This is a genomic window from Streptomyces sp. NPDC005496 (assembly GCF_042872045.1).
Taxonomy (GTDB): domain Bacteria; phylum Actinomycetota; class Actinomycetes; order Streptomycetales; family Streptomycetaceae; genus Streptomyces.
The window spans coordinates 60,632-85,555 of record NZ_JBIAJQ010000017.1 but is presented as its reverse complement, the minus strand read 5'-3'; the positions used below and the strand labels follow the sequence as shown (position 1 = coordinate 85,555).

Sequence of the window (24,924 nt, the reverse complement as noted above, 5' to 3'; positions counted from 1 at the left end):
CGACCGATCAACGATGGAATGGAGTGATTGCGATGCGTTCCCATGGACAGGAATTCGGCTACGAACACGGACATGGACACCACGGCGGGCCCGGCCATCACGGTCGGGGCGGCTTCGAGGGGCGGCGGGGGGCTTTCGGGCCCTTCGGTCCCGGTGGTCCCGGCTTCGGCGGACCCGGCTTCGGCCCGGGCCCCTGGGGTGGGCGGGGCGGCCGCGGCGGTCCGCGGGGCAGGGCGCGACGGGGCGACGTACGCGCGTCGATCCTGGCCCTGCTCAAGGACCGGCCCATGCACGGCTACGAGATGATCCAGGAGATCGCCGAGCGCAGCGGCGGGGCGTGGAAGCCCAGCCCGGGTTCGGTCTATCCCACCCTCCAGCTGCTGGAGGACGAGGGCCTGATCACCAGCGAGACCGAGGGCGGCAAGAAGCTGTTCTCACTCACCGAGGCCGGCCGTTCCGCGGCCGCCGAGGGCCCCGACGCGCCCTGGGAAGAGGCGGGGCGCGGGGTCGACTGGGAGGCGCTGAGCGAGATCCGGCAGGCCGGTTTCGGCCTGATGGAGGCGTTCGGCCAGGTCTGGAAGACCGGCAGCAAGGACCAGCGCGACAAGGCGCTGACGGTCATCAACGACGCCCGCAAGAAGCTGTATCTGATCCTCGCCGACGAGGACTGACGGCCCGTGGTGGTACGCCGCCTTCAGGGGTACGGCGGTCGCCCGGAGCTTCGGTCCGGTGACCGCCCGCCCCTGTCGGCGGCGGGATGAAGGGCGCCCCGCGGAGGCTTCTCCGCGGGGCGCCCTTCGTCGTGACGGCCGGACGGCGGGGGCGCTCAGGTCACCAGCCCGGCCAGCTTGCGCAGCGACTCGTGCAGCGCGGCCGTCGCCGAGTCCTTGAGCTTGCCCGCCATCAGCGAGACGGCGGCGCCGGTGAACTCGCCGTGGATGCGGACCGTGGTCGCCTCGCCGTCCGGGACGAGGGTGTAGCGGGTGGCCACGACGACGGCCATCGGGCCCTTGCCGCGGATGGCGAGGACGCGGGCCGGTTCCAGCTCCTCGATGGTCCAGTCGACCTCGGCGGGAAAACTCATCAGCCTCATGTTCTCCGTGAACCCGCCGCCGACGGCCAGGACTTCGGGACCGCCCTTCGGGAAGCTGGTGTGCGTGGAGTTCCACTCCCCGTACGAGGAGAAGTCCGTGAGCCGCGCCCAGATCTTCTCGGCGGGCGCCTCGATCCGTGCCTCCGCGCTGACTTCGGCCATGGGGCCACCCCTTCGTCTCGGGCGCTGCGCCCGGCGCAGCTGCGGTGTCGCGGAACGTAACCCCGGGGCCCGGAACATTCAATACTGATGAACCGTCAGAACAGCTGTGCACGCGGGAGATTGAGGGAGCGAGCGGCCGCGCGATGGTGCCCTCAGCCGAGCCGCCGTATCTCCGCGGCGTCGAACACGTCCCACGCGCGCGGCAGGGCGCTCTCGTCGTGGCAGTGCCACGCCTCCCAGAACAGGTCGGCGAGCAGGGCGTCCTCGGGCGCGTCCACCCGGTACACGTACTGCCTGCCGTCGACGGCAGGCAGGGCGACCAGCCAGCCCCGGCTCTCCATGTCCGTATCGGACGTGCTCCGGGGCGGCCCGGTTGCGATCGGGGCGCAAGGCAAGGCGGCGCGCGCCCCTCGGGGGAGAACGGCGCGATGTCATCCGTAGGGAGGAGACCGGAACGGGGATGCCCACCCTGTGTCGGACGGCAAGATGCTTCCCGCCGAGGATGCCCGGAACCGGGGGTGGCTGATGGGGTGAGGGGGTGCCATACGGTCCTCTCCAGCAACCGGCCGCCGAACAGGGGCCGGGCCCTTCCGGCCCCGACGCCGGCCTCAGTGCCGAACTGGCGTCGGTGGTCGCCGGCGCGCGCAGAAGGGCGCTCAGGGACGGGGACCGGCAGATCGACACGGCCCATCTGCTGCACACGCTCCTGGAGAACGACCCCGAGGTGCGCGCCGTCTTCGAGAGCGGACCGCAGCTCGCGCGGCTGCTCGGCTACCTGGTCCAGCGCAGCATCGGCTACGGGCTGCGCTGGCAGAGCTCGGTCGAGGACTCGGGCGCCGTTCCCGTGACCGGCTCCGGGGTGACGGGCTGGTCGCCGGTGGCGGCCGGGGCGATGGACGGAGCCTGTGCGCGCGCGGGCCGGCGCGGGGACGTCACGGCCCGCGGCCTGGATCTGCTGGCGGCGATCGTCGCCGACCCGGAGTCGCGCGCCGTCGAGGTGCTGGGGCGCGCGGGCGTCGATCCGCAGGCGTTGCTGCTGCGCGTCGACGCCGGAGCCGTGCACGAGGAGTGCGTCGGCGACGGCGGTCGCTGAACCGGCGGTCGCGCCCGCGTCACGAGCCACGGCCGCCGCGAGTCCGCCGGGCCGGTCGGCGCGCGGACGCGGTGCGCTCACGATCGCCTCCACCTGCCGCGGCCGATGCCAGGACGCGCTTCCCGGGCGGTGCCGCGCTTCCGGCGGGCGCCCAACTCCCGTCCACGGGACCGGTGTCGGGCCCCGAAGCGGTGCCGTCTCGTCCCAGAGATTCCATGCCGTGGCCGGGTCCAGCGTATGAGACAGGTGTCATCGGGGGTGACGCTCATGACCGCGCCTGTCATCATGTGCCGGTGCGTACGTCTCGGAGCAGTGAGAGTCACCCCGGCAGGGGAGTCGGGCTGGGCCTGGCCCTCGTGTCGGCGGTCGCCTTCGGCGGGTCCGGTGTCGCGGCCAAGCCGCTGATCGAAGCGGGGCTCGACCCGCTCCACGTCGTGTGGCTGCGCGTCGCGGGCGCCGCCCTCGTGATGCTGCCCCTGGCGGTGCGCCATCGCGCCCTGGTCCTGCGGCGCCCCGCCCTGCTCGCGGGGTACGGCCTCCTCGCGGTGGCCGGCGTCCAGGCCTGCTACTTCGCCTCGATCTCCCGCATCCCCGTGGGTGTCGCCCTGCTCGTCGAGTACCTCGCGCCCGCCCTGGTGCTGGGCTGGGTGCGCTTCGTGCAGCGCCGCCCCGTGACGCGGGCCGCCGCGCTCGGCGTCGTCCTCGCCGTCGGCGGTCTCGCGTGCGTGGTCGAGGTGTGGTCGGGGCTCAGCTTCGACCTGCTCGGACTGCTGCTCGCGCTGGGCGCCGCCTGCTGCCAGGTCGGCTACTTCGTCCTGTCCGACCAGGGCAGCGACGCCGGCGCCGAGGCTCCGGACCCGCTCGGCGTCATCGCGTACGGGCTGCTCGTCGGCGCCCTCGTCCTGACCGCCGTCGCCCGCCCCTGGACCATGGACTGGACGGTGCTCAGTGGCAGCGCCGACATGAACGGCACGTCCGTCGCCGCCGCGCTGCTGCTCGGCTGGATCGTGCTGATCGCCACCGTCGTCGCCTACGTCACCGGCGTGGTGTCCGTACGCAAGCTGTCGCCGCAGGTGGCCGGGGTCGTGGCGTGCCTGGAGGCGGTCATCGCGACCGTGCTCGCCTGGGTCCTGCTCGGCGAGCACCTGTCGGCGCCGCAGATCGTCGGCGGGGCCGTCGTGCTGGTGGGCGCGTTCATCGCGCAGTCCTCCGCGCCCGCGAAGGCTCCGCAGGGGCCGGTCGCCGGGGGCACGGGCAGCGGCGAAAGGGAGTTGTCCGCGCGGGGAACGGCCGCATAGTGTGCTGATCATGCACTCGCACGCACTCGTCCTTCCGCCTCCGGCCGCCTGAGGCGGGCCCCCGGATCCACGCCCGGCGCACCGCCGGGCGGAGCGGTGCTGCCCGCGGAAGAAGTCCGAGGACCCCCGCGTACGTCCACCACGCCGTGCCCGAGCACGGCCGCCGCACCCGCACGTCCGGGTGCCGCGCCGGTGACGTCGCAGGTCCTTCATGAGCTTCTGCGACCTCGCGGAGAAAACACGTGTCGAACACTGCAACCGGCCTGCCCGTCGGGCGGGGCCTGCTCTATCTGATCGTCGCCGGTGCCGCATGGGGCACCGCGGGCGCGGCCGCCTCACTGGTCTACCGGGCCAGTGACATGGGGCCCGTCGCCCTGTCCTTCTGGCGGTGCGCGGGCGGACTCGTCCTGCTGCTCGCCGCCCGTCCCCTGCGGCCGCGGACGACGCCCGCCGTCCGGGAACCGCTCGGCCGCAAGGCGCTGCGGGCGGGCGCCACCGGACTCGGACTCGCCGTCTTCCAGACCGCCTACTTCGCCGCCGTCGAGTCCACCGGGCTCGCCGTGGCCACCGTCGTCACCCTCGGCGCCGGCCCCGTACTCATCGCGCTGGGCGCCCGGCTGACCATGGGCGAGCGGATCGGCCGCGGGGGCGTCGCCGCCGTCGCCGGGGCGCTCGCCGGACTCGCGGTGCTCGTGCTCGGCAGCGGGGGGACGGCCGTACGGCCCTGGGGGGTCGTGCTCGCGGTCCTGTCGGCGGCCGGGTACTCCCTGATGACGCTGCTGACACGCTGGTGGGGGCGGTTCGGCGGGGTCGACGCGTCGGGGACGACCGTGTGGGCGTTCGGTGTGACGACCGTGTGCCTGCTGCCCTTCGGGCTGGCCGGGGGACTGCTCCCGCAGACCGGCCACCCCGCCCATGTCCTGCTCCTGCTGGTGTACATCGCCGCCGTGCCCACGGCGCTCGCCTACGCCCTGTACTTCGCGGGCGCGGCCGTGATCCGGTCGGCCACCGTCTCGGTGATCATGCTGCTCGAACCGGTGAGCGCGGCTGTCCTCGCGGTCGCCGTGCTCGGTGAGCACCTCACGACGGCGACGCTCGTCGGCACGCTGGTGATGCTGGCGTCGGTCGCCGCGCTCGCGGTGGCAGAGACCCGGGCCGCGGGCCCGGAGACCCGCACGGTCCCGGAGGCGGAGACGGCACCGGTCTGAGACGGGAGGCCGGCACACCCCCCGCACGCCTCAGCCGCCTCCGCGCCTCACAGGGTCGTCAGATAGTCCGGCAGCCCGATGCCCGGGGCGAGGTCGGCGGCCGGGACCGGGGTGTCGTACCCCTTGGCCAGCGGGACCACACCGGTCCAGTGGGGGAGGTCCATGTCCTCGGGCTCGTCATTGGGGCCGCCGGTGCGCAGCTTCGCGGAGACCTCGTCCAGGTCGAGGCGGATCACGGCGGTCGCGGCCAGTTCCTTGGCGTTGGCCGGGCGGGAGTCGCGGGAGCGGCCCGGGACGATGTGGTCCACCAGCGCGTCCAGGGCCTCCCGCTTCTCGTCCGGGTCCGTCACCGTACGGGCGACGCCGTGCACCACGACGGAGCGGTAGTTCATCGAGTGGTGGAAGGCGGACCGCGCGAGGACCAGGCCGTCGACGTGGGTGACCGTCACGCAGACGGGAAGGCCGGGGTCCGTCCCGTCCGCCATCCGCAGCGGGCGCGAGCCGGTCGAGCCGTGCAGGTAGAGCCGCTCGCCGACGCGTCCGTAGAGCGTGGGCAGGACGACGGGGGCGCCGTCGCGGACGAAACCGAGATGGCAGACGTACCCCTCGTCGAGTATCGAGTGCACCATCTCGTGGTCGTAGGCCGCGCGCTCCCGGGAACGGGTCGGGACGGTGCGGTCGGTCGGGGTGTAGGCAGCCGGCTGCGCCGTCCCCGGCTGGGTGCTCGTCTCCGTCATTTGCGGCCTCCATTGCACTAGTGCATAATCATCTTTGTGCTAGGAGAGTATCGGATCGAGGGACGTCGCGCAGCCGAGATCGCCGCCAGTGTGGAGCGCGCGGTGGGTTCCGGCGGGCTGGAGCCGGGCCAACTGCTGCCACCGATGCGGGAGTTGGCCGGTGAGCTGGGTGTCAATCCCAACACCGTCGCGGCCGCCTACCGCACGCTGCGGGAGCGTGGTGTCATCGAGACGGCCGGGCGGCGCGGCAGCCGTGTGCGCTCCAAGCCCGCCACCACCGGCCGCGAGCACATCGGGGTCCGCGTGCCGCCGGGCGTACGGAACGTGGCCGCCGGCAATCCCGACCCGGCGCTGCTTCCCGGCCTCGCGGAGGCGTTCGCGGTGGCCGCCGCCCGCGCGGACCGGGAGCCGGTGATGTACGGCGAGGACGCCGTGGAGCCCGAACTGGCGCGGCTGGCCCGTGCCGATCTCGACGCGGACGGCGTGCCGGACGGCCCGGTGGTCGTGGCCTCGGGATCGCTCGACGCGATCGAGCGGGTCCTGGCCGCGCACCTGAAACCGGGGGACGCCGTCGCCGTCGAGGATCCCGGCTGGGGCAGCCTGCTCGACCTCGTGCCCGCGCTCGGGCTGCGCACGGTCCCGGTGCGGGTGGACGACGAGGGCCCGGTCCCCGAGGACGTACTCCGTGCGCTGGAGGGCGGCGCGCGTGCCCTGGTCGTCACCGACCGGGCGCAGAACCCCACCGGCGCCTCGGTGACCGCGGCCCGGGCGCGTGCCCTGCGGTCGGTGCTGCGGGCGCATCCGCGGACGCTGCTGGTCGAGGACGACCACGGTCACCGGATCGTCGACCTGCCGTTGCATCCGCTGGCCGGGGTGACGCACCACTGGGCGTTCGTCCGCTCCGTCGCCAAGGCCTACGGGCCCGACCTGCGGATCGCCGTCCTGACGGGTGACCGGGTCACCGTCGACCGGGTGCACGGGCGGCAGCGGCTCGGGCCCGGCTGGGTGAGCCTGCTGCTCCAGCGGGCCGTGGTGCACCTGTGGACCAGTGGCGCGGTGGACGTCCCGGCCGTGGCGGGGGCCTACGGACGGCGGCGCGACGCGCTCATCGCGGCCCTGGCGGAGCGCGGGGTGGAGGCGCACGGGCGCAGCGGGATGAACGTGTGGATCCCCGTCCCGGACGAGACGGGCGTGGTCGCGCGGCTGCTGCACGCGGGCTGGGCCGTCGCGCCCGGGGCGCGGTTCCGGATGAACGCGCCGCCGGGCATCAGGATCACCGTCTCGACGTTCACCCCGGACGACATCGTGCCGGTGGCGGACGCGGTCGCCTCGGCGATCGGGCCGGAGGCGGTGCGGCGGTACGTGTGAGGCGCGGGCGGCCGTGTCCCTGTCGCTGTCACGCCGTCCGCGCCGGTGCGAGGTGTCCGCGGTGTCCGTCGGCCGTGCCGGTTCCGGTGGGGCACTTCGGGGCCGCGGGGGCCGCGGTCACGTCGTTCGTCGCGGCCTCGCCTGGGTCAGGGCCGCCCCCGCGAGGACGATCACCGCGCCGACCGGCGTCGACCAGGCCAGCGACTCGCCGAGGACGGCGACGCCCGCGGCGGTGGCGATGACCGGGATGAAGTACGTGACCATCTGGGCGGTCGTGGGCCCCACTTCGGCGACCAGGCCGTACTGGATGAGCACGGCGATCCCCGTGCCGAGCGCGCCCAGCGCCGCGATCGCGAGCAGCGGCACCAGCGGAAACCTCGTCGGCAGAGTGGTGAACAGCGGTGTCACGAAGGCCAGTTGCACGGTGGCCAGGAACAACTGCGCCCCGGTCATCGACAGATGCGAGTTGCCCGTACCCGCCAGGGTGCGGCGGACGTAGATCCAGCCGACGGGATAGCTGAGCGAGGCGGCCAGTGCCATCGCCGTGCCCGCGGCGTCCAGGCCGCTGAAGCCCTGCCAGGCGCCGAGCACCGTCAAGACGCCCAGGAAGCCGATGCCGAGTCCGGCGACCCGCACCCGGGTCGGCCGGTCCTCGGAGAGGGCGACCAGGGACAGGGCCATGCCCCACAGCGGGGAGGTCGCGTTGCAGATGCCCGCCAGCGTGGAGGGGATCGTCAGCTCCGAGTAGGCGAAGAGCGAGAACGGCAGCGCGTTCAACAGGAAGGCGGCGACCGTGAGATGGCCCCACGTGCGGGCGCCGCGCGGCAGCCGCTCCCGCTTCACCGCCATCGCCGCGGCCAGCACCGCGGTGCCGAACACCAGCCGCCCGAGGGTGACCTGGAACGGCGCGTACCCGTCGGTGCCGACCTTGATCAGAAGGAAGCTGAAGCCCCAGACCAGGGAGAGGGCTCCGAAGCGGAGCCGCCAGTCGAGGGCCGGACGGCCCGCGGGCGCGGTGGCGGGGGCGAGGGGCCGGGGGCTGGTGACGCTGCTCATGGAGGCAACGATGAAGCAGACGATCTCGTAGCACAAGCGAGAATTCGCGAGCGATATCTCGTAGCATCACTTACATGTTGAACCTGGAGCGCCTGCGCACCCTGGACGCCCTCGCCCGGCACGGTTCGGTCAGCGCCGCCGCCGAGGGACTGCACGTCACGACCTCGGCGGTCTCCCAGCAGATGTCCAAGCTGGAGCGCGAGGTGGGACAGCAACTGCTCGCCAAGAACGGGCGGGGGGTGCGCCTCACGGACGCCGGCCGGCTGCTCGCCGACCACGCCGCGCGCATCCTGTCCCAGGTCGAGCTCGCCCAGGCCGACCTGGAGGCCCAGCGCGGGCAGGTGGCCGGCGAACTGCGCCTGTCCGCCTTCCCGACCGCCGCTCGCGGGCTGTTCCCGGCCGCGCTGGCCGCCCTGCGCGCCGAACACCCCGGGCTCAGGGTGCGTTCGAGCGAGCTGGAGCCGGAGGCCGGCGTCGCGGGAGTCGTGCGCGGCGACCTCGATCTGGCGGTGGTGCTCGACTGGTACAACAAGCCGATGCCGCTGCCCGACGGCCTGGTCAAGGCGTCCGTCCTCGACGACCCGGCCGACGTGGCCATCCCGGCCGGGCACCGCTTCGCCGACCGCGCGGAGGTGGACCTCTGCGACTTCGCCGAGGACGAGTGGATCACCTGGGGCCAGGGCGAGTTCTGCCACGAGTGGCTGATGTTCACGCTGCGCTCCAAGGGGGTCGAGCCGCGCATCGGCCACCGCGCGGGGGAGACGCACACCCAGCTCGGCCTGGTCGCCGCGGGCCTGGGTGTCTGCATCGCGCCGCTGCTCGGCCGGCACCCGGTGCCGCGAGGCGTCGTCCTGGTCCCGGTGAAGCAGCGGGTGCGGCGGCACGTGTACGTCGTGTGGCGGGCGGACGCCGACCGCCGCCCGTCGATCCGGGCGGCCGTCGAGGCCCTGCGGACGGCGGGCCGGGCCGTCGCCTCCTGAAGCCCCGGCGAAGCGGGCGCGGACGCCCTACGGCCGCGCCAGCTTCCGGAAGTCCCAGGACGCGACCGCGTCGGGGGTCAGCCGCATCCAGGCGTGCCGGCCGTCGTGCGGCAGCTCGTCGATGCCGAAGTTCTTCCGCGCGAACAGCCGCTCCACGGCGTCCAGTTCGGGACACGGCTGGCCCGTGCGCGGCGCCTCGCCGACGAACTCGACGGTGCCGGACAGCTCGGCGCCCCGCAGTTCGCCGTACTCCTCACCGGCGTCCACGACGACCGCGAGCCGCGGGTCCCGGCGCAGATCGGCCCAGCGCCTGCTGCGGGTGAGCGAGTACAGCCACAGCGAGGTGCCGTCCCAGACGAACCAGAGGGGGCTCACGTGCGGGGCGCCGTCGGCCGACACCGTGGCGACACGGCAGGTGCGCCGGCCGGCCAGGAACTCGTCCAGTTCCTCCGGCGTCATCATGATCTTCCGGCCCCGGCGCTGAGTGACGGCCATGCGGTCCCCTCGTCTCGGACGTCCGCGCCGGACCCGGTGTCTGACGCTGCGTCAGGAAAGCATGGGGCGTCTTCCGTCCGCACGCAATGGTCGTTAGTCTCGCCCGCTCCGGCCGTCCGTGACCAGGGGGAGCCATGCCGACGTACGAACAGCTCAGCGAACTCCTCGACCCCGCCTCCACCGTGCTGCTCACCGTCGAATGCCAGCAGGGCGTCGTGGGCCCGGACAGCGCGCTCCCCGAACTGGCCAAGGAGGCACGCTCGTCGGGGGCGCTCGTGAACGTCGCGCGACTGGTGGCCGCCGCGCACGAGAGCGGGGTGCAGGTGATCCACGCGCTCGCCGAACGCAGGCCCGACGGCAGGGGGGCCAACCGCAACGCCCGGCTGTTCCGGGCGGCCGAGCGGCTGCCCGTGCAACAGCTCAGCGGCACCACCGCCGTGCGCGTCGCGCCGCCCGTGGAGGTGACCGAGGAGGACATCGTCGTACGGCGGCTGCACGGTCTGTCGCCCCTGTCGGGCACCGACGTCGACCCGCTGCTGCGCAACCTCGGCTGCCGCACCCTGGTCGTCACCGGCGTCTCCGCCAACGTGGCCGTGCCCAACGCCGTGTTCGACGCCGTCAACCGCGGCTACACCGCCGTCGTGCCCGCGGACGCGATCGCGGGGGTGCCCGCCGACTACACCTCCGCCATGATCCGCCACACGCTCGCCCTGGTCGCCACCGTCACGACCACGGACGACGTGCTCGCCTGCCTCAAGCGGCCGCGCCGCGGGCAGCGGGCCTGACCGGGTGCGCGGCCGGCCCCCCGACCGGCCGCGCGCCCGGTCAGACGAGCTTGATCGAGTCGCCGTCCACGGAGATCTCGGCGGCGGGCAGCGGCTTGGTCGCGGGACCCTTCTTGACGCTGCCGTCGGCCGCGGAGAACTGGCTGCCGTGACAAGGGCAGTTGATCACGCCGTCCGAGACGCGCTTCACCGCGCACCCGGCGTGGGTGCACTTGGACGAGAAGGCCTTGAAGGTGCCGGCGACCGGCTGGGTCACCACCACCCCCTGGTCCGCGAAGACCTTGCCGCCGCCCTCCGGGATGTCGGCGGTCCTGGCCAGTACCGGCCCGGCGGCGGCGCCGCCCGATCCGCCGTCCTGGCCGCCGGGCTTCACCTCATTGGAGCCGGACGAGTTGTCCTTCGACCCGCACGCGGTCAGCGCGACGGCGACCCCGGCCGCGCCGACCGCCGCCATGACGGTACGGCGGGCCGGTCCCGTGACAGTGGCGGGCTCAAGCGATTCGCTGGTCATGCCGACGTTCCCTTCAACGGACACGGATTCGATCCACCCAGGGGTACGGGCCGCCGGCGGACCCCGTTCAGCCGGGCGGTGCCGGAACCGGGCGCGGACCCCTGCCGCCCGCCCACAGGCGCGCCCGGCGTCCGGGACCACCCCAGTAGCCTGGGGCGATGCTCAAGGAAGTGATCGCGACCCGCTACATCACGCCCCTGCGTGAGGGCGGCTCGCTGCCGGGACTGGTCGAGGCCGACGATCTCCGGACCTACGTCATGAAGTTCACCGGCGCCGGACAGGGGCGCAAGACGCTCGTCGCGGAGGTCGTCTGCGGTGAACTCGCCCGTCGCCTCGGCCTGCGGGTGCCCGGCCTCGTCACCGTCGACCTCGACCCGGTCCTCGGCCTCGGCGAACCCGATCCCGAGGTGCAGGGACTCCTGAAGTCCAGCGGCGGTCCCAACCTCGGCATGGACTTCCTGTCGCGCGCCCTCGGCTTCGACGCCCTGGCCTTCGAGGTGAGCTCCGAGGAGGCCGGCCGGATCGTCTGGTTCGACGCCCTGGTCAACAACGTCGACCGCTCCTGGCGCAACCCCAACCTGCTGGTCCGCCGGGGCGAGCTGTGGCTCATCGACCACGGCGCCACCATGATCTGGCACCACAACTGGCCCGGCGCCCGGGCCTCCGCGGCGAAGCCCTACGACGCCTCCGACCACGCCCTCGCCCCCTTCCGCCCCGACATCGCCTCCGCCGCGGCGGACCTCGCCGCCCTCGTCACCGAGGACCTGCTCGCCGAGGTGACCGCCGAGATCCCCGACGCCTGGCTGGCGGGCGAGCCCGGCTTCGACTCGCCGGACGCCTTGCGCCGCGCCTACGCGGAGCCGCTGCTGGCCCGCGCCGCCGACATCCACGAACGCGTCAAGGGGGACAAGTGAGCGAGCGGGACGTCTTCGAGTACGCGCTGCTGCGTGTGGTGCCGCGCGTCGAGCGCGGCGAGTGCTTCAACGCCGGCGTGCTGGTGTACTGCCGCGCCCGGTCCTTCGTCACCGTCCGCACCCATCTGGACGAGGCCAAGCTGCGCGCCCTCGATCCCGAGGCGGACGTGACCGGGGTGCGGGCGGCGCTGCGTGCCGTCGAGGGGGTCTGCACCGGAGGAAAGTCCGCAGGTCAGGCCGCTCATGACGATGCCGGGCGGCGCTTTCGCTGGCTGATCGCACCCCGCTCCACCGTCGTGCAGCCGGGCCCCGTGCACACCGGACTGACCGCCGATCCCGCGGCCGAGGCGGACCGGTTGCTCACCCTGCTGGTGAGGTAATGGATCACATGCGGGCGGTGTGCCGTTGACACCGCGTGCCAGGGCTTCTAGCGTCACGTCTGCTGAGGGTACTAAGCGGTCGCTCACCGGACGGGCGTACCGTGTGAGCCGCAGGCTCCTCAGGACTCCCGAGGCCTCCGCAAGGGCGCCGAGGTTGCCGAGACAGGCATGACGACAGGCTTTTCCAAGGGCGAGGAGAACCAGCAATGTCCACCACTGAGCAGCGTGTCGCCGTGGTCACCGGCGCCGCGCGCGGCATCGGCGCCGCGACCGCCGTACGACTGGCGGCCGAGGGCCGTGCCGTCGCCGTGATCGACCTCGACGAAGCCGCGTGCAAGGACACCGTGGAGAAGATCACCGCCGCCGGTGGCAAGGCCATCGCCGTCGGCTGCGACGTCTCCGACGAGGCCCAGGTCGAGGCCGCCGTCGCGCGCATCGCCGCGGAGCTCGGGGCGCCGACGATCCTGGTGAACAACGCGGGCGTGCTCCGCGACAACCTGCTGTTCAAGATGGACGTCTCCGACTGGGACACCGTCATGAACGTGCACCTGCGCGGCGCCTTCCTGATGTCCAAGGCCTGCCAGAAGCACATGGTGGACGCCAAGTTCGGCCGCATCGTGAACCTCTCGTCGTCCTCGGCGCTCGGCAACCGCGGTCAGGTCAACTACTCGGCCGCCAAGGCCGGTCTGCAGGGCTTCACCAAGACCCTCGCCAAGGAGCTCGGCAAGTTCGGCGTCACCGCCAACGCCGTCGCGCCCGGCTTCATCGTCACCGAGATGACCGCGCAGACCGCCGCGCGCGTGGGCATGGACTTCGAGGACTTCCAGGCCGCCGCCGCCACCCAGATCCCGGTGCAGCGCGTCGGCCGCCCGGACGACATCGCCAACGCGATCGCCTTCTTCACGGGCGAGGAGGCCGGCTTCGTCTCCGGCCAGGTCATGTACGTCGCCGGCGGACCCCTCAACTGAAGCCCGGAGACACGGACATGACCACACTTCCCGAACTCTCCGGCAAGGTCGCGCTCATCACCGGCGGCAGCCGCGGCATCGGCTACGGCGTCGCCGAGGCCCTGATCGCCCGCGGCGACCGCGTGTGCATCACCGGCCGCAACGAGGACTCCCTCAAGGAGGCCGTCGAGGCGCTCGGCTCCGACCGCGTCATCGGCGTGGCCGGCAAGGCCCACGACGAGGCGCACCAGGCCGTCGCCGTCGAGCGCACGATGGAGGCCTTCGGCCGCGTCGACTACCTGGTCAACAACGCCGGTACGAACCCCGTGTTCGGGCCGATCGCCGAGCTGGACCTGAACGTGGCGCGCAAGGTCTTCGAGACCAACGTCGTCTCGGCCCTCGGCTTCGCCCAGCAGACCTGGAAGGCATGGCAGAGCGAGAACGGCGGCGCGATCGTCAACATCGCCTCCGTCGCCGGCCTCGCCCCCTCGCCGTTCATCGGCGCGTACGGCATCAGCAAGGCCGCCATGATCAACCTGACCGTGCAGCTCGCGCACGAGTTCGCGCCGAAGGTCCGGGTCAACGCCATCGCCCCGGCCGTCGTCAAGACCAAGTTCGCGCAGGCGCTGTACGAGGGCCGCGAGGCGGAGGCAGCCGCCGCCTACCCCCTCGGACGGCTCGGCGTCCCCTCCGACATCGGCGGTGCCGCCGCCTTCCTCACCTCGTCGCAGTCGGACTGGGTGACCGGTCAGACCCTCGTGGTGGACGGCGGGATCTTCCTCAACGCCGGAGTCGCCTGACGGCTCTCTCGACGCGGGCGCAGTGGACAGAAACAGCGCCCGCGTCGACCTCCGCACCCCGCACAGCCGGATGACAACGTAGTCACATCCGTGCTGATCAAGTGCCCTGCCGGAACCCGGTTCCATCGGCGGGGCACTGCGGTATCGTCTGCCGACCCTTGGTACGGCAGATCGAGGAGCGTGCGCGTGTTCAACCGGAACCGATGTCTGCGTGAGCTGGCGGCGGTCACGTCCATATCCCTGGTGACCGGGTGCGGCATCCTGTCCTCGGACTCCTCCGCCGACCAGGGGCCGATCGTCGTCGGTACCACCAGCGCCCCCAGCACGCTCGACCCCGCCGCCTCCTGGGACGGCTCGTGGGAGCTGTTCCGCAACATCTACCAGACGCTGCTGAGCTACCCCTCCGGGGCGACCGCGCCCGAGCCCGACGCCGCCGAGAGCTGCAAATTCACCGACGACGCCAACCGCGTGTACCGGTGCGTGCTGCGCAAGGACATGAAGTTCTCCGACGGCGACAAGCTCGACGCCCGCGCGGTCAAGTACTCGATCGACCGGATCCGCAAGATCAACGTGCGCGGTGGCCCGGCCGGTCTGCTCGGCAGCCTGGAGCGCATCCAGGCACTGAGCGACCGCGAGATCGTCTTCCACCTCAACAAGCCGGACGCCACTTTCCCGTTCGTCCTCGCCACCCCCGCCATGTCGATCGTCGACCCCGACGACTACCCGGCCGACTCGCTGCGCAAGGACGGCAAGGTCTTCGGGTCCGGGCCCTACAGTCTGCGGTCGTACGAGGAGGGCAAGGAGGCCGAGCTGGTCAAGAACGACCACTACGACGGCTTCGCCGAGCGCAAGAACGACGCGGTCACCATCCGCTACTTCCAGGACTCCGCCCAGATGGTCGCGGCCCTCCGGGCGAAGAAGATCGACGTCACCTTCCGCGGCCTCGCCTCCGAGGACGTCGTCGCCCTCCAGGGGCAGCGGGCCAAGGACGAGGGCCTCCAGCTGGTGGAGGGCTCGGGCACCGAGATCAGCTACCTGGTCTTCAACCCCAAGGACCCCTGGGCCAAGAAGCCCGCGGTCCGCAAGGCGATCGCGCAGATCGTCGACCGGCCCGCCATCGCGCACAAGGTCTACAAGGGCACCGTCGACCCGCTGTACTCGATGGTCCCCAGGGGCCTGGTCGGGCACACCACGGCCTTCTTCGACGACTTCGGGGACCCCAGCACCTCCAAGGCCCGCAAGATCCTCGCGGACGCCGGCATCACCCAGCGCGTGCCGCTCACCCTCTGGTACACCACCGACCGCTACGGATCCGAGACGGCACCGGAGTTCCGGGAGCTGAAGAACCAGCTCAACGCCTCCGGCCTCTTCGACGTCACCGTCAAGGGCCGCCCCTGGAAGACGTACGAGGCGGGCTACCGCAAGGGCGAGTACCCCGTGTTCGGGCGCGGCTGGTTCCCCGACTTCCCGGACGCCGAGAACTTCATCGCCCCCTTCGTCGGCGAGCAGAACGCGCTCGGTACGCCCTACGAGTCGCCCGAGATCACCGGGGTGCTGCTGCCCGAGTCCCGCCGGGAGAGCGACCGCGGGGCCGTGGTCAAGCAGTTCGAGCAGGCGCAGCAGATCCTGGTCGACGACGCGCGGCTGCTGCCCCTGTGGCAGGGCAAGCAGTACGTGGCCGCGAGCGAGGAGATCGCAGGCGGCGAGCGGGCGCTCGACCCGTCGACGATCATGACGATGTGGGAGCTGCACCGGAAGACCAGCTGGTGACGTGACGTGACGTGACGGGGGCGCGGGCCGGTTGTCAGTGGTCGCCTGTAGGTTCTGAGGCCTGGAAGTGACCGCACATCGGAGGAAGTTGACGTGACCGACATCGCCATGCTGCCCGAGTCCTGGCGCGACGTCCTGGGCGAGCAGCTGCAGCAGCCCTACTTCAAGGAGCTCACCGAGTTCGTTGAGGAGGAGCGCGCCAAGGGTCCCGTCTACCCTCCGCGCGAGGAGGTCTTCGCCGCGCTCGACGCGACGCCGTACGACCGGGTGAAGGTGCTGGTCCTGGGCCAGGACCCCTACCACGGCGAGGGTCAGGGCCACGGCCTGTGCTTCTCCGTCCGTCCCGGCGTGCGCACCCCGCCCTCGCTGCGCAACATCTACAAGGAGATGAAGGAGGAGCTCGGCACGCCGATCCCGGACAACGGCTATCTCATGCCGTGGGCCGAGCAGGGCGTGCTGCTCCTCAACGCGGTGCTCACCGTGCGGGCCGGAGAGGCCAACTCGCACAAGGGCAAGGGCTGGGAGAAGTTCACGGACGCCGTGATCCGCGCCGTGGCCGACCGTCCCGACCCGGCCGTCTTCGTGCTCTGGGGCAACTACGCGCAGAAGAAGCTCCCCCTGATCGACGAGGACCGGCACATCGTGGTGAAGGGCGCCCACCCGTCACCGCTGTCCGCGAAGAAGTTCTTCGGCTCGCGTCCGTTCACTCAGATCAACGCCGCGGTCGCCGCCCAGGGCCACGAGCCGATCGACTGGCGCATCCCGGACCTCGGCTGACGGCGGGCGCGCCGGGCGCAGGCGCGCTTCCCGGACGTCGCGGTCCCGGACCGGCCTCGTACGGAGCCGCCTGACCGTGATTGCCGGTGCCTGCGGTTAGCGTCGTGGACGACGGGCGACGAGCTTGGAGGACGCGGTGGCGGAGCAGCAGGAGCAGGCGGCGCCGGACGCCATGATGACCAGGATCGGCCAGGCCGTCATGCTGCATCACGGCGGCGACCGCGAGGAGGCCCGGGGGCGCTTCCTGGACCTGTGGGCCGAGATCGGCGAGGACGGCGATCCGCTCCACCGCTGCACGCTGGCGCACTACATGGCGGACACCCAGGACGACCCCGCGGACGAACTGGCTTGGGACCTGCGGGCGTTGTCGGCGGCCGAGGAGCTCACCGACGGGCGCATCGCCGAGCACCACGAGTCGCTCGCGGTGCGGGCCTTCTACCCCTCGCTGCACCTGAATCTGGCCGCCGACTACGTGAAGCTCGGCCGCTCCGGGCCCGCGCGCGGGCATCTGCGCCGGGCCCGGGGCGCGGCCGACGCGCTCGGGGACGACCCCTACGGCGACGGCGTGCGGGCGGCGATCGCCCGCCTGGAACTGAGGCTGGGCGAGGAGGGGGAGACGGAGGGCCACCGGGACTCCCCGCCGGACCCCGGCCCCTCCCGGGGACCCGCGTCCCCACGTGAGCCCGGTCCCGCACACGGCTCCGGCCGGCCCGCCGGCACCGGAACCGCTCCGGGGACCGGCGCTTCAGGCGGCGGCGCGGGGGAGACCCTGGGACCACCCAGACGGGAACGGCCGTAGCGCGGTGGGCGGTGGGCGCCAGGGAGTTCGGCGGCTTGCCGGTGCCGCGCGCGTATGGCCTCATCGACGCGCGGACGCCGTGAGCTGGGGTCTGGTGCCCTCGGGGGCCTGTCGGGGGTGATGGCGCGGTGGTGCCGCCGTCGTCAACGGCCGTAGGCACCCTTGCAGATGACCGCCTGCGGACTGTCCGGTGCCCAGCCGCCGTACTTCCTGCCCAGCGCGCACACATCGGCGTTCTTTCCGCCGCCGCGGGGAGCGGGCGGGACGGCGGCCCGGGCCTCGGGCCTCTGCCGCTTCGGGGGCAGGTTCTCGTGCCTGGGACGCGGGGGCGCGGGCGACGGTCCCACGGGGGCCGGCGGGGCGGTCGTCCGATGCGGTGCGGGCGGCGTCGGCGAGGGGCGCCGGGACGGGCCGACGCGTTCCAGCGCCTCCCGGGCCGGGGCCTGTACGACACGCGGTTCGGCGCTGCCGTCGGGGCGGGGTGCCACCGGCAGGGAGGGCGGCGGGCCGGACGCGGGCGACCGCGGGACCGTCATACAGCCGGTGAGGGCCGAGACGGCCACGGTGACCAGGAGCGTTGCGGTGGTCGTCGTTCGATGCACCCGCGCAACTCTGCTGGGTCCGGACCCCTTTGGGGAGCGGACAGGCGGAGGATGCCCCACACGGGTGACGGACCGGCGGGGTGCCGTCACCCGGGCACGGGTGGCCCGTCAGTCGCCGGTGGTGCCGTCGAGGCGTTCCCGGATCAGGTCCGCGTGCCCGTTGTGACGCGCGTACTCCTCGATCATGTGGAGGTAGATCCAGCGCAGGGTGATCGGAGCGTCCGTCAGCCTGCTCCGGCCCTTCGCGAGGTCGTCGAGGCCGAGGGGGGCCGCGTTGCGTGCGGCGATCGCGATCTCCTCCCGCCAGGTCGCGTGTGCCTCGTCCCAGGTGTCGGCCTCGGTGAGATGGAACTCGCCGTCGGGGTCCTCGTCGCTGAAGTAGATCGGCCCCGGGTCGTCGGCCACCAGGACCTTGCGGAACCAGATGCGCTCGACCTCCGCCATGTGCCGGACGAGACCGAGCAGGGAGAGGTCGGAGGGGGCCGCCGACGCGGTCCTGAGCTGCGCGTCGCTCAGACCCTCGCACTTCGTCGCGAGGGTCTCGCGGTGGTACTCCAGCCAGCCGTCGAGCATGGACCGCTCGTCGCCGTCGGTCGCGGGTACGGTGCGCTCGATAGTCATGCGGCCATCTTCGCGGACGCCGGCCGGAGACGGCACGCCGTTTTTTCCGCGCGCGCCTCGCGGTCCCTCGGGCTTGCCCGAACCACAGCCGGCGACGGGCGTGCGGCGACGGCACCCAAGCCGTCGGCCCACGGCCCGACCGCTTCAGGCGTCCAGCATGCCGCGCAGCAACTCCCGCAGGCCGGCGCGCAGTTCGTCCTCGGTCGGCACCGACGCGTGGAAGGCGCCCGCCACGCACGAGAACATCAGCCCGTCGCACCAGGCCACGAGGGACAGCACGTGCCGGGCCGGGTCCGCTGAACCGGCGTCGGTGACCAGCACCTGCAGCGGGTCGCGGAAGCGCTGCCCGGCCGCGTCGAAGAAGGTCCGGAGCTCGGGGCGCCGGGTGGCCTCCAGCGCCAGTTCGTAGCGGGCGATCAGCAGGTGGTGGTGCCGGGTCAGGTACCGGTGCAGCGTGCGGGCCAGCCCGTCCGCGAGGGCGTCCGGGCCGCCGCGGGGGTCCGGCAGCTCCTCGGGGGTGAGGATCTGCGCCTCGCGCTCGGCCAGCCTGCGGACGGCGCTCTCCAGCAGGGCCAGCCGGGTACGGGCGTGGTTCGACGTCGAGCCCTGGGGGAGCCCGGCCGCCTCGTCGACGGCCCGGTGGGTGAGGCCCCGCATGCCGCGCTCGGCGAGGAGCCGGAGCGCGGTGTCGGCGACGAGGTCGGCGCGGCCGGGGCCGGTGCTGCGTACGGACATGGGGACCAACCTACCCGGCTCACTACATCTGTAGTAGCGTCGAGCCGTCCGGTCACTACAGGCGTAGTAGCCGGGGAAGTCGCTGTCCGTGGGGTGCTGCCCGCGGGGGAGCCGAGGAGGAGACATGGCACGGTCGACGCACGCCGTCGTGGTCGGAGGCGGAATCGGAGGTCTCACGGCGGCGGTGGCCCTGCACCGGCGCGGCTGGCGGGTCACCGTGCTCGAACGGGCCGCCTCGCTGGCCCCCGTCGGCGCCGGCATCACGCTCGCGCCCAACGCCCTGCGCGCTCTCGACGTGATCGGACTCGGCGACGAGATCCGCGACCTCGCCGCCTGGCAGGGCGACGGAGGGCTGCGCACGCCCGGGGGCCGCTGGCTGTCACGGGTCGACGCCGCCGCCCTGGCCGAGCGGTTCGGCGGCCCCCTCGTGGTGCTGCACCGGGCGAGCCTGATCACGAGCCTGGCGGCCCGTCTCCCCGAGGGCAGCATCCGGACCGCGTCCGGGGCGACCCTCCTCGACCCCGGCGAGAGCACCGGGGCACCGGCCCGGATCGGCACCCCGGACGGGGAGCTGGAGGCCGGGCTGGTCGTCGGAGCCGACGGCATCAACTCCGCCGTACGCGGCACGCTGTTCCCCGAGCACCCCGGCCCCGTCTACGCGGGCTTCACCAGCTGGCGCCTCGTCATCCCGGTGCCGGGCCTGCGCTTCGCCTCCCACGAGACCTGGGGCCCCGGGCACCTCTGGGGCACGCATCCGCTGAAGGACGGCCGGGTCTACGCGTACGCAGCCGCCCTCGCCCCGGCGGGGCAGCGTGCCCCCGACGACGAGAAGGCCGAACTGCTGCGCCGGTACGGCGACTGGCACGACCCGATCCCCGCCGTCCTGGACGCGGCGGCCCCCGCCGATGTCCTGCGGCACGACGTCCACCACATCGCGAAACCCCTGCCCGCCTTCCACCGGGGCCGGGTCGCCCTGCTCGGCGACGCCGCGCACGCGATGCCGCCGACCCTCGGCCAGGGCGGCAACCAGGCCATCGAGGACGCCGTCGTACTCGCCCACCACGCCGGACCGCACGGCACCGGCTCCGGACGCGAGCTGCCCGGCCTCGCCGCGTACACCGCGGACCGCAGATCCCGTACGACCGCCATCGCCCGCCAGGCCGTCCGCGTGGCCCGGCTGAACATGACGCGCAACCGGGTCGGCGCCGCCCTCCGCGACACCGCCGTCAGCACCCTGTCGAAGGCCGCACCGGCGTTCTTCCTGCGCGGATTCGACGGCATCGCCGACTGGCGGCCGCCGGGGCCGCCGTATGCTTCCGACGACGTGAGGAGCCCCGAGTGGACTCCCCGAAACCCCGCACACCCGTCGAGGAGACTCCCGTGAAGGTCGGCTGCATCGGACTCGGTGACATCGCGCGCAAGGCGTACCTGCCGGTGCTGTCCACCCTGCCGGGGATCGAACTGCACCTGCAGACCCGGACGCCCGCGACGCTCGCCGAGATCGGCGACAGCCTCCACCTGCCGCCGGCGCAGCGCCACACCGACCTCTCCGGGCTGCTGGCCCAGGACCTGGACGCGGCCTTCGTGCACGCGGCCACCGTCGCCCACCCCGAGATCGTCACCCGGCTCCTGGAAGCGGGCGTGCCGACGTACGTCGACAAGCCCCTCGCCTACGAACTCGCCGACTCCGAGCGCCTGGTGGAGCTCGCCGAGGAGCGGGGTGTGAGCCTCGCCGTGGGCTTCAACCGGCGTCACGCACCCGGGTACGCGCAGTGCGTCGAGCATCCGCGCGAGCTGATCCTGATGCAGAAGAACCGCGTCGGACTGCCCGAGGAGCCGCGCACCATGGTCCTCGACGACTTCATCCACGTGGTGGACACGCTGCGGTTCCTGGTCCCGGGCCCGGTCGACGACATCACCGTGCGGTCCCGCAGCGAGGACGGGCTGCTGCACCACGTCGTGCTGCAGCTCGCCGGAGACGGTTTCACGGCGCTCGGCGTCATGAACCGGCTCAGCGGCTCCACCGAGGAGATCCTGGAGGTCTCGGGCCAGGACACCAAGCGGCAGGTGGTCAACCTCGCCGACGTGATCGACCACAAGGGCCAGCCGACGGTGCGGCGGCGCGGGGACTGGGTGCCGGTGGCCCGCCAGCGCGGCATCGAGCAGGTGGTGCTCGCCTTCCTCGACGCCGTGCGCGCGGGGAAGGTGCTCAGTGCCCGGGACGCGCTGGCGACCCATGAACTGTGCGAGCGGGTGGTACGCGCGGTGCAGGAGCCGTCCGCCTGAGGCGCAGCGACCGTGCGCACTCGGTGGCGCCGAGCGCGGCCAGCACCAGCAGCGCCAGGTGCACGGGCCAGTCGCCGAAGCGGAGGTACGGCGTGACACCCGTGGCCAGCGGTACCTCGTACACCGCCGCGCCGTCGGTGCCGGTGCCGAGCCGGGAACCGACTGCCTCGCCGCTCGGCCCGTAGACGGCGGAGACCCCGGTCAGCGTCGCGTGCAGCATGGGCCGGCCGGTCTCGGCGGCCCGCAGCGCGGCCAGCGAGGCGTGCTGGGCGGGTGCCCAGCTGTGCTGGAACGAGGACGTCGACGACTGCGCGAGCAGCACCTCCGCGCCGTCCTGCGCGAGGCGGCGGCTCATGTCGGGGAACGCCGACTCGAAGCAGACCATGGGGCCGACGCGCAGCCCGTGCCCGACGTTCATCACCACCTGTTCGCTGCCGTTGCGGCGGTCCTCGCCGGCCGCCTTCCCGACGGAGGTGGCCCAGCCGAGCAGGGAACGCGCCGGTATGTACTCGCCGAAGGGCACCAGGCGCATCTTGTCGTAGCGGTCGCCCGTGGGGCCCTGGGGCCCGACGAGGACCGAGCTCTTGTATATGCCGGGGCGGTCGGAGCGCCGGGCGTCCACGTTCACCAGGATGTCGGCGCCGGTGAGGCGGGACAACGCGGCGATCCGGTCGGCCACGTCGGGCCGGTCGGCCAGGTCGAAGCCGACGCTGCTCTCGCCCCAGACGATCAAGTCCGGTTGCCTGTCGGCGAGTTGCCGGGTCAGGGCCTCCTCGCGGGCGAACCGCTTCTCGACGCTGCCGGGGCCGTCGACGACGACGCCCGGCTGGACGACGGCGATCCGGACCCCGCCGTCCGTGTCGGGGCGCGGCGACCACACCCAGGCCGCGGAGGTCGCGGCGGCCGTGGCCACCAGCCCGGCCAGCGCCGGAACCCGCGACTCGCGCACCGACACCAGCACGGCGACCGCGATGTTGACCGCCACCACCAGGAAGCTCAGCAGCCAGACCCCGCCCACCGAGGCCAGCCGCAGCGCCGGTTCCACCTGCCACTGACTCGAACCGAGCAGGCCCCACGGCCCGCCCAACCCCTGCCAGGAACGGACCAGTTCGACCATCAGCCAGCCCGACGGCAGCACCACGAGCGCGCCGGCCACCCGGCCCCGTGCGGGCACTCCCGACAGGAACCGCCGCACCAGCCAGCCCCACGGCGCCCACAGCGCGCCCAGCAGCGCCGCTATCACGATCGTGAACACATGCAGGCTCGGCAGCAGCCAGTGGTGCACGGCCAGCATGAAGCCGAGCCCGCCCAGCCAGCCGTCGTACGCCGCGCGCCGGCCGGTCGGTGCCGAACGGATCAGCAGGATCCAGGGCACCAGGGCGACATAGGCGAACCACCACAGCGAGGGCGCCGGGAACGCGAACATGGGCAGCGCGCCCGCCGCGACCGCGGCGGCGCCCCGCCACCAGCGGGAGTCGAGCCGATCAGCGCCCCTGGTCATACGGCGTCTCCTCCCGGTAGGTGCCCTCCCAGTCTGCCCGCCGCAATGGATCTCAGACAGCCGGGGGACCGGACCTCGGTGGGGATGACCGCCTCGCCTCACCGGGCGGGCCTCGGGGCCCGGGAGCCCGGCCTCGCCGCCCCTTCATGGCGGACCCGGGGTCGTGGTGGTGGGGGACGGCGGCGCGGTGGACGGAAGGTGCGACCCGACGCCGGGGCGTGCGGTCGGCCGGTCAGTTCCCGGGGAGCGGGGCGGGCGGTGCCGCCTCGGCGGCGGGCCGTGTGGCGACCGTGCGCCACTTCTCCTGGACGACCACCTCGCGCAGACGCCAGCCCTCGGTCGTACGCAGCAACGCGAAGGCGTAGCGGCCGCCGCAGACGAAGTCCGGTGCCGTGGACGCCGGGGAGGTGTCGGTGCCCTCGCCGGGCCCCGCGAACCGCATGGGGTTGACGTAGTCGGCCCGGACCCGGGCCGTGTCGCCGGTGTCGCCCTCCAGCAGGCCGAACCTGACCCGCCGGTTGACGATCAGGTGCTGCCGCATGGCGAACAGCCCCAGGCTCCGGGTGAGCCAGCCGGCGATCTGCGCGGCGTCCCCCTCGACGCCCCCGGCCGAGCGGTAGTCGGCGCGGCCCTCGGGTGCGAACAGCGCCCGGTACGCCTCCCAGTCGCCGTCGTCCACCGCCACCGCGTAGTCGGTGATCAGTTCGTCCACGGCAAGCCGGTCCATCACGGTCGCGAGCTCCACACGCTGCGTCATCGGCTCAGTGTTGGCCACGGAAGGGGATCAGCCAAGAGGCGTGCGGCCATATTCGCCGGCCTTCACGGGCATTCGCGGCTGCCCTGTCCCCTTGAACGATCAACGGGCGCCCACCCGGCCCAAGTTGGAGGTCCGCGCCCGGCACACCCCGTCCACCGTCACCGCCCACCGTCCCGGAACCGGCGGAGCCGGCGGTACGGACGGGACGGTTCCCGTCGACGTGGAAGCGCGACGGGATGACGTGGATCATCGAGCGGCGTTCACAGACCTTTGCCTCCATGCAACCCGTGGGTGATGCCGGCGGTCGTGCCCGGATCGCCGGTCAGGGACGCAGGTGGGCCAGCAGTTCGTCACCGGCGGGGTATCCCTGCTCCTGGGGGAGCAGTCGGGCAGCTGCGTCCAGTTCGCCGTCCTTGACGAGCGCGTGGATCTCATGGGCGAGCGGGGTCACGTCGCTGATGGACACGATCCACTCGTTGGCGTAACGCGCCGACGCCTCACCCGCGAGCCCCAGTTGCAGCGAGCGGTGCGCCAGGGGACGCAGGTGCAGATCGCGTTCGGGATCCCACTGGACCCGAGCCGGTGCGCGCTTGAGGTCACGCTGCCAGGTGACCCGATCGGGATGCAGTCCGCGGACATAATGCGACAGGCATGCGTTGCGCAGCGCCCAGTCGAAGCCGTCGCGCGTGATCTCGACGGCGAGGACGGTCTCCTGCCCCTCCTTCGTGCCCCAGCCGCAGCGGTACATCATCCACATGAAACTGGGCTTGATCCACGTCATGCGGTCAGGCTTCCACGTGACGGGGAAAAGGCCCTTGCGGGCGGCGGGTCCGCCGATCTCCGGGCGGTACGCCTGGTAGACGGTGACCGTGGACGCCGTGTGGAGCGCACGGATCCTGCGAAGCGGTTCTTCCATGGCCTACAGCGTGGGCCCGGTCAGCTCGGATGACCATCGATTTTCGACCCGTTGCGTGACGCGACGGCGCCCGCCGGCCGCAAGTGGCAGACGGTCGCCCGTGCTGGCCAAGTGGCCTCCGGAGTCAGAACGGAGGTTCCTCCGCACAGCCACCGGTCCACACGTCACGGACATACCGAACGCGTGCGGCAACGTCAGCGGGACTCTCCAGGACAGCGATGTCGTAGCCCCAGTTCTTGGGTGCGTCCGGACAGTCTGTGAACGCTGCTTGACATGGATCACCAAGCCGCGTTCACAACCCCCAGCCAGCGCAGCGGCTCCGGACCCCGATGG

Annotated in this window: 27 protein-coding genes and 1 pseudogene; 16 read left to right on the top strand and 12 right to left on the bottom strand. The window is 72.8% G+C overall.

What is annotated here, in order from left to right; all coding sequences use genetic code 11:
• The first annotated feature begins 32 nt into the window (after positions 1-32).
• On the top strand, positions 33-671 hold the full coding sequence (locus ACFYQQ_RS37755; RefSeq protein WP_356171336.1) for a PadR family transcriptional regulator: 639 nt from the start codon (positions 33-35) through the stop codon (positions 669-671).
• Positions 672-826: 155 nt separating this feature from the next.
• Here the strand turns inward: ACFYQQ_RS37755 and ACFYQQ_RS37750 are convergent, their stop codons facing one another.
• Positions 827-1,255, bottom strand: a complete 429-nt coding sequence (locus tag ACFYQQ_RS37750; protein ID WP_355793226.1) for an SRPBCC family protein — start codon at positions 1,253-1,255, stop codon at positions 827-829.
• Positions 1,256-1,407: 152 nt separating this feature from the next.
• On the bottom strand, positions 1,408-1,596 hold the full coding sequence (locus ACFYQQ_RS37745) for a hypothetical protein (RefSeq protein ID WP_355793224.1): 189 nt from the start codon (positions 1,594-1,596) through the stop codon (positions 1,408-1,410).
• Positions 1,597-1,793: 197 nt separating this feature from the next.
• On the opposite strand from ACFYQQ_RS37745, the gene ACFYQQ_RS37740 reads away from it, so the two are divergent.
• The 3 genes from ACFYQQ_RS37740 (at position 1,794) to ACFYQQ_RS37730 (ending at position 4,854) form a co-directional block, all read left to right on the top strand.
• The gene (locus ACFYQQ_RS37740; protein WP_355793223.1) at positions 1,794-2,348 is read left to right on the top strand and encodes a Clp protease N-terminal domain-containing protein; all 555 of its coding nucleotides are present in this window, start codon (positions 1,794-1,796) and stop codon (positions 2,346-2,348) included.
• 287 nt (positions 2,349-2,635) lie between these two features.
• Positions 2,636-3,646 (top strand): EamA family transporter, encoded by a 1,011-nt coding sequence (locus ACFYQQ_RS37735; protein WP_355793221.1) that lies wholly within the window; start codon positions 2,636-2,638, stop codon positions 3,644-3,646.
• A 242-nt stretch (positions 3,647-3,888) separates the two neighbouring features.
• On the top strand, positions 3,889-4,854 hold the full coding sequence (locus ACFYQQ_RS37730; RefSeq protein WP_356171328.1) for an EamA family transporter: 966 nt from the start codon (positions 3,889-3,891) through the stop codon (positions 4,852-4,854).
• Positions 4,855-4,901: 47 nt separating this feature from the next.
• Here the strand turns inward: ACFYQQ_RS37730 and ACFYQQ_RS37725 are convergent, their stop codons facing one another.
• Positions 4,902-5,591, bottom strand: a complete 690-nt coding sequence (locus ACFYQQ_RS37725; RefSeq protein WP_356171325.1) for a pyridoxamine 5'-phosphate oxidase family protein — start codon at positions 5,589-5,591, stop codon at positions 4,902-4,904.
• Between the two features lie 36 nt (positions 5,592-5,627).
• Here ACFYQQ_RS37725 and ACFYQQ_RS37720 point away from each other — a divergent pair, with 36 nt between their 5' ends.
• Entirely contained in the window at positions 5,628-6,959 is a 1,332-nt protein-coding gene (locus tag ACFYQQ_RS37720; protein WP_356243650.1) for an aminotransferase class I/II-fold pyridoxal phosphate-dependent enzyme, read from the top strand.
• A 117-nt stretch (positions 6,960-7,076) separates the two neighbouring features.
• Here the strand turns inward: ACFYQQ_RS37720 and ACFYQQ_RS37715 are convergent, their stop codons facing one another.
• Complete coding sequence (locus ACFYQQ_RS37715) at positions 7,077-8,015, bottom strand: DMT family transporter (protein ID WP_356243653.1); 939 nt, start codon at positions 8,013-8,015, stop codon at positions 7,077-7,079.
• 74 nt (positions 8,016-8,089) lie between these two features.
• Between ACFYQQ_RS37715 and ACFYQQ_RS37710 the strand changes: the two genes are divergently transcribed.
• A complete protein-coding gene (locus ACFYQQ_RS37710) occupies positions 8,090-8,995 on the top strand; it encodes a LysR family transcriptional regulator (protein ID WP_356171316.1) in 906 nt (301 codons plus the stop codon).
• A gap of 27 nt (positions 8,996-9,022) precedes the next feature.
• On the opposite strand, the gene ACFYQQ_RS37705 is transcribed toward ACFYQQ_RS37710, so the two are convergent.
• Positions 9,023-9,490 (bottom strand): pyridoxamine 5'-phosphate oxidase family protein, encoded by a 468-nt coding sequence (locus ACFYQQ_RS37705; RefSeq protein WP_355795944.1) that lies wholly within the window; start codon positions 9,488-9,490, stop codon positions 9,023-9,025.
• A 134-nt stretch (positions 9,491-9,624) separates the two neighbouring features.
• Here ACFYQQ_RS37705 and ACFYQQ_RS37700 point away from each other — a divergent pair, with 134 nt between their 5' ends.
• On the top strand, positions 9,625-10,275 hold the full coding sequence (locus ACFYQQ_RS37700; protein ID WP_356243656.1) for a cysteine hydrolase: 651 nt from the start codon (positions 9,625-9,627) through the stop codon (positions 10,273-10,275).
• 40 nt (positions 10,276-10,315) lie between these two features.
• Here the strand turns inward: ACFYQQ_RS37700 and ACFYQQ_RS37695 are convergent, their stop codons facing one another.
• A complete protein-coding gene (locus ACFYQQ_RS37695) occupies positions 10,316-10,786 on the bottom strand; it encodes a Rieske (2Fe-2S) protein (RefSeq protein ID WP_356171307.1) in 471 nt (156 codons plus the stop codon).
• Between the two features lie 158 nt (positions 10,787-10,944).
• Between ACFYQQ_RS37695 and ACFYQQ_RS37690 the strand changes: the two genes are divergently transcribed.
• From ACFYQQ_RS37690 to ACFYQQ_RS37660, 7 genes and pseudogenes are all read left to right on the top strand, one after another.
• Entirely contained in the window at positions 10,945-11,700 is a 756-nt protein-coding gene (locus ACFYQQ_RS37690) for a HipA family kinase (protein ID WP_388907029.1), read from the top strand.
• Positions 11,697-12,080, top strand: coding sequence for a DUF3037 domain-containing protein (locus tag ACFYQQ_RS37685; RefSeq protein WP_356243662.1), 384 nt, complete (start codon positions 11,697-11,699; stop codon positions 12,078-12,080). Before ACFYQQ_RS37690 ends, ACFYQQ_RS37685 begins: the two co-directional genes overlap by 4 nt.
• A 206-nt stretch (positions 12,081-12,286) precedes the next feature.
• Positions 12,287-13,048 carry a 3-oxoacyl-ACP reductase FabG gene (fabG, locus tag ACFYQQ_RS37680; RefSeq protein ID WP_355782869.1) on the top strand — a complete coding sequence of 254 codons (762 nt, stop codon included), beginning with the start codon at positions 12,287-12,289 and terminating at the stop codon, positions 13,046-13,048.
• Positions 13,049-13,065: 17 nt separating this feature from the next.
• Positions 13,066-13,827: an SDR family oxidoreductase gene (locus ACFYQQ_RS37675; protein ID WP_355782872.1), complete on the top strand. Its 762-nt coding sequence runs from the start codon at positions 13,066-13,068 to the stop codon at positions 13,825-13,827.
• Between the two features lie 186 nt (positions 13,828-14,013).
• Positions 14,014-15,597, top strand: a complete 1,584-nt coding sequence (locus tag ACFYQQ_RS37670; protein ID WP_355782875.1) for an ABC transporter substrate-binding protein — start codon at positions 14,014-14,016, stop codon at positions 15,595-15,597.
• Positions 15,598-15,690: 93 nt separating this feature from the next.
• Entirely contained in the window at positions 15,691-16,374 is a 684-nt protein-coding gene (gene ung, locus ACFYQQ_RS37665) for a uracil-DNA glycosylase (protein WP_355782878.1), read from the top strand.
• Between the two features lie 136 nt (positions 16,375-16,510).
• A pseudogene (locus ACFYQQ_RS37660) lies at positions 16,511-17,029 on the top strand (hypothetical protein); the annotation flags it as partial.
• Between the two features lie 287 nt (positions 17,030-17,316).
• Here ACFYQQ_RS37660 and ACFYQQ_RS37655 read toward each other — a convergent pair.
• From ACFYQQ_RS37655 to ACFYQQ_RS37645, 3 genes are all read right to left on the bottom strand, one after another.
• Entirely contained in the window at positions 17,317-17,775 is a 459-nt protein-coding gene (locus ACFYQQ_RS37655; RefSeq protein ID WP_355782880.1) for a hypothetical protein, read from the bottom strand.
• Positions 17,776-17,883: 108 nt separating this feature from the next.
• On the bottom strand, positions 17,884-18,396 hold the full coding sequence (locus ACFYQQ_RS37650) for a DinB family protein (protein WP_355791747.1): 513 nt from the start codon (positions 18,394-18,396) through the stop codon (positions 17,884-17,886).
• A gap of 144 nt (positions 18,397-18,540) precedes the next feature.
• Positions 18,541-19,131, bottom strand: coding sequence for a TetR/AcrR family transcriptional regulator (locus ACFYQQ_RS37645; protein WP_355791744.1), 591 nt, complete (start codon positions 19,129-19,131; stop codon positions 18,541-18,543).
• 124 nt (positions 19,132-19,255) lie between these two features.
• On the opposite strand from ACFYQQ_RS37645, the gene ACFYQQ_RS37640 reads away from it, so the two are divergent.
• The gene (locus tag ACFYQQ_RS37640; RefSeq protein WP_355791741.1) at positions 19,256-20,515 is read left to right on the top strand and encodes an FAD-dependent monooxygenase; all 1,260 of its coding nucleotides are present in this window, start codon (positions 19,256-19,258) and stop codon (positions 20,513-20,515) included.
• On the top strand, positions 20,512-21,417 hold the full coding sequence (locus tag ACFYQQ_RS37635) for a Gfo/Idh/MocA family oxidoreductase (RefSeq protein ID WP_356171286.1): 906 nt from the start codon (positions 20,512-20,514) through the stop codon (positions 21,415-21,417). The genes ACFYQQ_RS37640 and ACFYQQ_RS37635 overlap by 4 nt, the downstream gene beginning before the upstream one ends.
• On the opposite strand, the gene lnt is transcribed toward ACFYQQ_RS37635, so the two are convergent.
• The 3 genes from lnt to ACFYQQ_RS37620 form a co-directional block, all read right to left on the bottom strand.
• Positions 21,341-22,918: an apolipoprotein N-acyltransferase gene (gene lnt / locus ACFYQQ_RS37630; protein ID WP_388907022.1), complete on the bottom strand. Its 1,578-nt coding sequence runs from the start codon at positions 22,916-22,918 to the stop codon at positions 21,341-21,343. The genes ACFYQQ_RS37635 and lnt overlap by 77 nt on opposite strands.
• 232 nt (positions 22,919-23,150) lie before the next feature.
• Positions 23,151-23,675 carry a nuclear transport factor 2 family protein gene (locus tag ACFYQQ_RS37625; protein ID WP_355784696.1) on the bottom strand — a complete coding sequence of 175 codons (525 nt, stop codon included), beginning with the start codon at positions 23,673-23,675 and terminating at the stop codon, positions 23,151-23,153.
• A gap of 322 nt (positions 23,676-23,997) precedes the next feature.
• Positions 23,998-24,591 carry a DUF4291 domain-containing protein gene (locus tag ACFYQQ_RS37620; protein ID WP_355784699.1) on the bottom strand — a complete coding sequence of 198 codons (594 nt, stop codon included), beginning with the start codon at positions 24,589-24,591 and terminating at the stop codon, positions 23,998-24,000.
• Positions 24,592-24,924 lie beyond the last annotated feature (333 nt).

Coding starts and splice junctions, on each gene's coding strand:
- ACFYQQ_RS37755 (WP_356171336.1), top strand. CDS start 33: ATGCGTTCCCATGGACAGGAATTCGGCTACGAACACGGACATGGACAC.
- ACFYQQ_RS37750 (WP_355793226.1), bottom strand. CDS start 1,255: ATGGCCGAAGTCAGCGCGGAGGCACGGATCGAGGCGCCCGCCGAGAAG.
- ACFYQQ_RS37745 (WP_355793224.1), bottom strand. CDS start 1,596: ATGGAGAGCCGGGGCTGGCTGGTCGCCCTGCCTGCCGTCGACGGCAGG.
- ACFYQQ_RS37725 (WP_356171325.1), bottom strand. CDS start 5,591: ATGACGGAGACGAGCACCCAGCCGGGGACGGCGCAGCCGGCTGCCTAC.
- ACFYQQ_RS37715 (WP_356243653.1), bottom strand. CDS start 8,015: ATGAGCAGCGTCACCAGCCCCCGGCCCCTCGCCCCCGCCACCGCGCCC.
- ACFYQQ_RS37710 (WP_356171316.1), top strand. CDS start 8,090: ATGTTGAACCTGGAGCGCCTGCGCACCCTGGACGCCCTCGCCCGGCAC.
- ACFYQQ_RS37705 (WP_355795944.1), bottom strand. CDS start 9,490: ATGGCCGTCACTCAGCGCCGGGGCCGGAAGATCATGATGACGCCGGAG.
- ACFYQQ_RS37700 (WP_356243656.1), top strand. CDS start 9,625: ATGCCGACGTACGAACAGCTCAGCGAACTCCTCGACCCCGCCTCCACC.
- ACFYQQ_RS37695 (WP_356171307.1), bottom strand. CDS start 10,786: ATGACCAGCGAATCGCTTGAGCCCGCCACTGTCACGGGACCGGCCCGC.
- ACFYQQ_RS37690 (WP_388907029.1), top strand. CDS start 10,945: ATGCTCAAGGAAGTGATCGCGACCCGCTACATCACGCCCCTGCGTGAG.
- fabG (WP_355782869.1), top strand. CDS start 12,287: ATGTCCACCACTGAGCAGCGTGTCGCCGTGGTCACCGGCGCCGCGCGC.
- ACFYQQ_RS37675 (WP_355782872.1), top strand. CDS start 13,066: ATGACCACACTTCCCGAACTCTCCGGCAAGGTCGCGCTCATCACCGGC.
- ACFYQQ_RS37650 (WP_355791747.1), bottom strand. CDS start 18,396: ATGACTATCGAGCGCACCGTACCCGCGACCGACGGCGACGAGCGGTCC.
- ACFYQQ_RS37645 (WP_355791744.1), bottom strand. CDS start 19,131: ATGTCCGTACGCAGCACCGGCCCCGGCCGCGCCGACCTCGTCGCCGAC.
- ACFYQQ_RS37640 (WP_355791741.1), top strand. CDS start 19,256: ATGGCACGGTCGACGCACGCCGTCGTGGTCGGAGGCGGAATCGGAGGT.
- lnt (WP_388907022.1), bottom strand. CDS start 22,918: ATGACCAGGGGCGCTGATCGGCTCGACTCCCGCTGGTGGCGGGGCGCC.
- ACFYQQ_RS37625 (WP_355784696.1), bottom strand. CDS start 23,675: ATGACGCAGCGTGTGGAGCTCGCGACCGTGATGGACCGGCTTGCCGTG.
- ACFYQQ_RS37620 (WP_355784699.1), bottom strand. CDS start 24,591: ATGGAAGAACCGCTTCGCAGGATCCGTGCGCTCCACACGGCGTCCACG.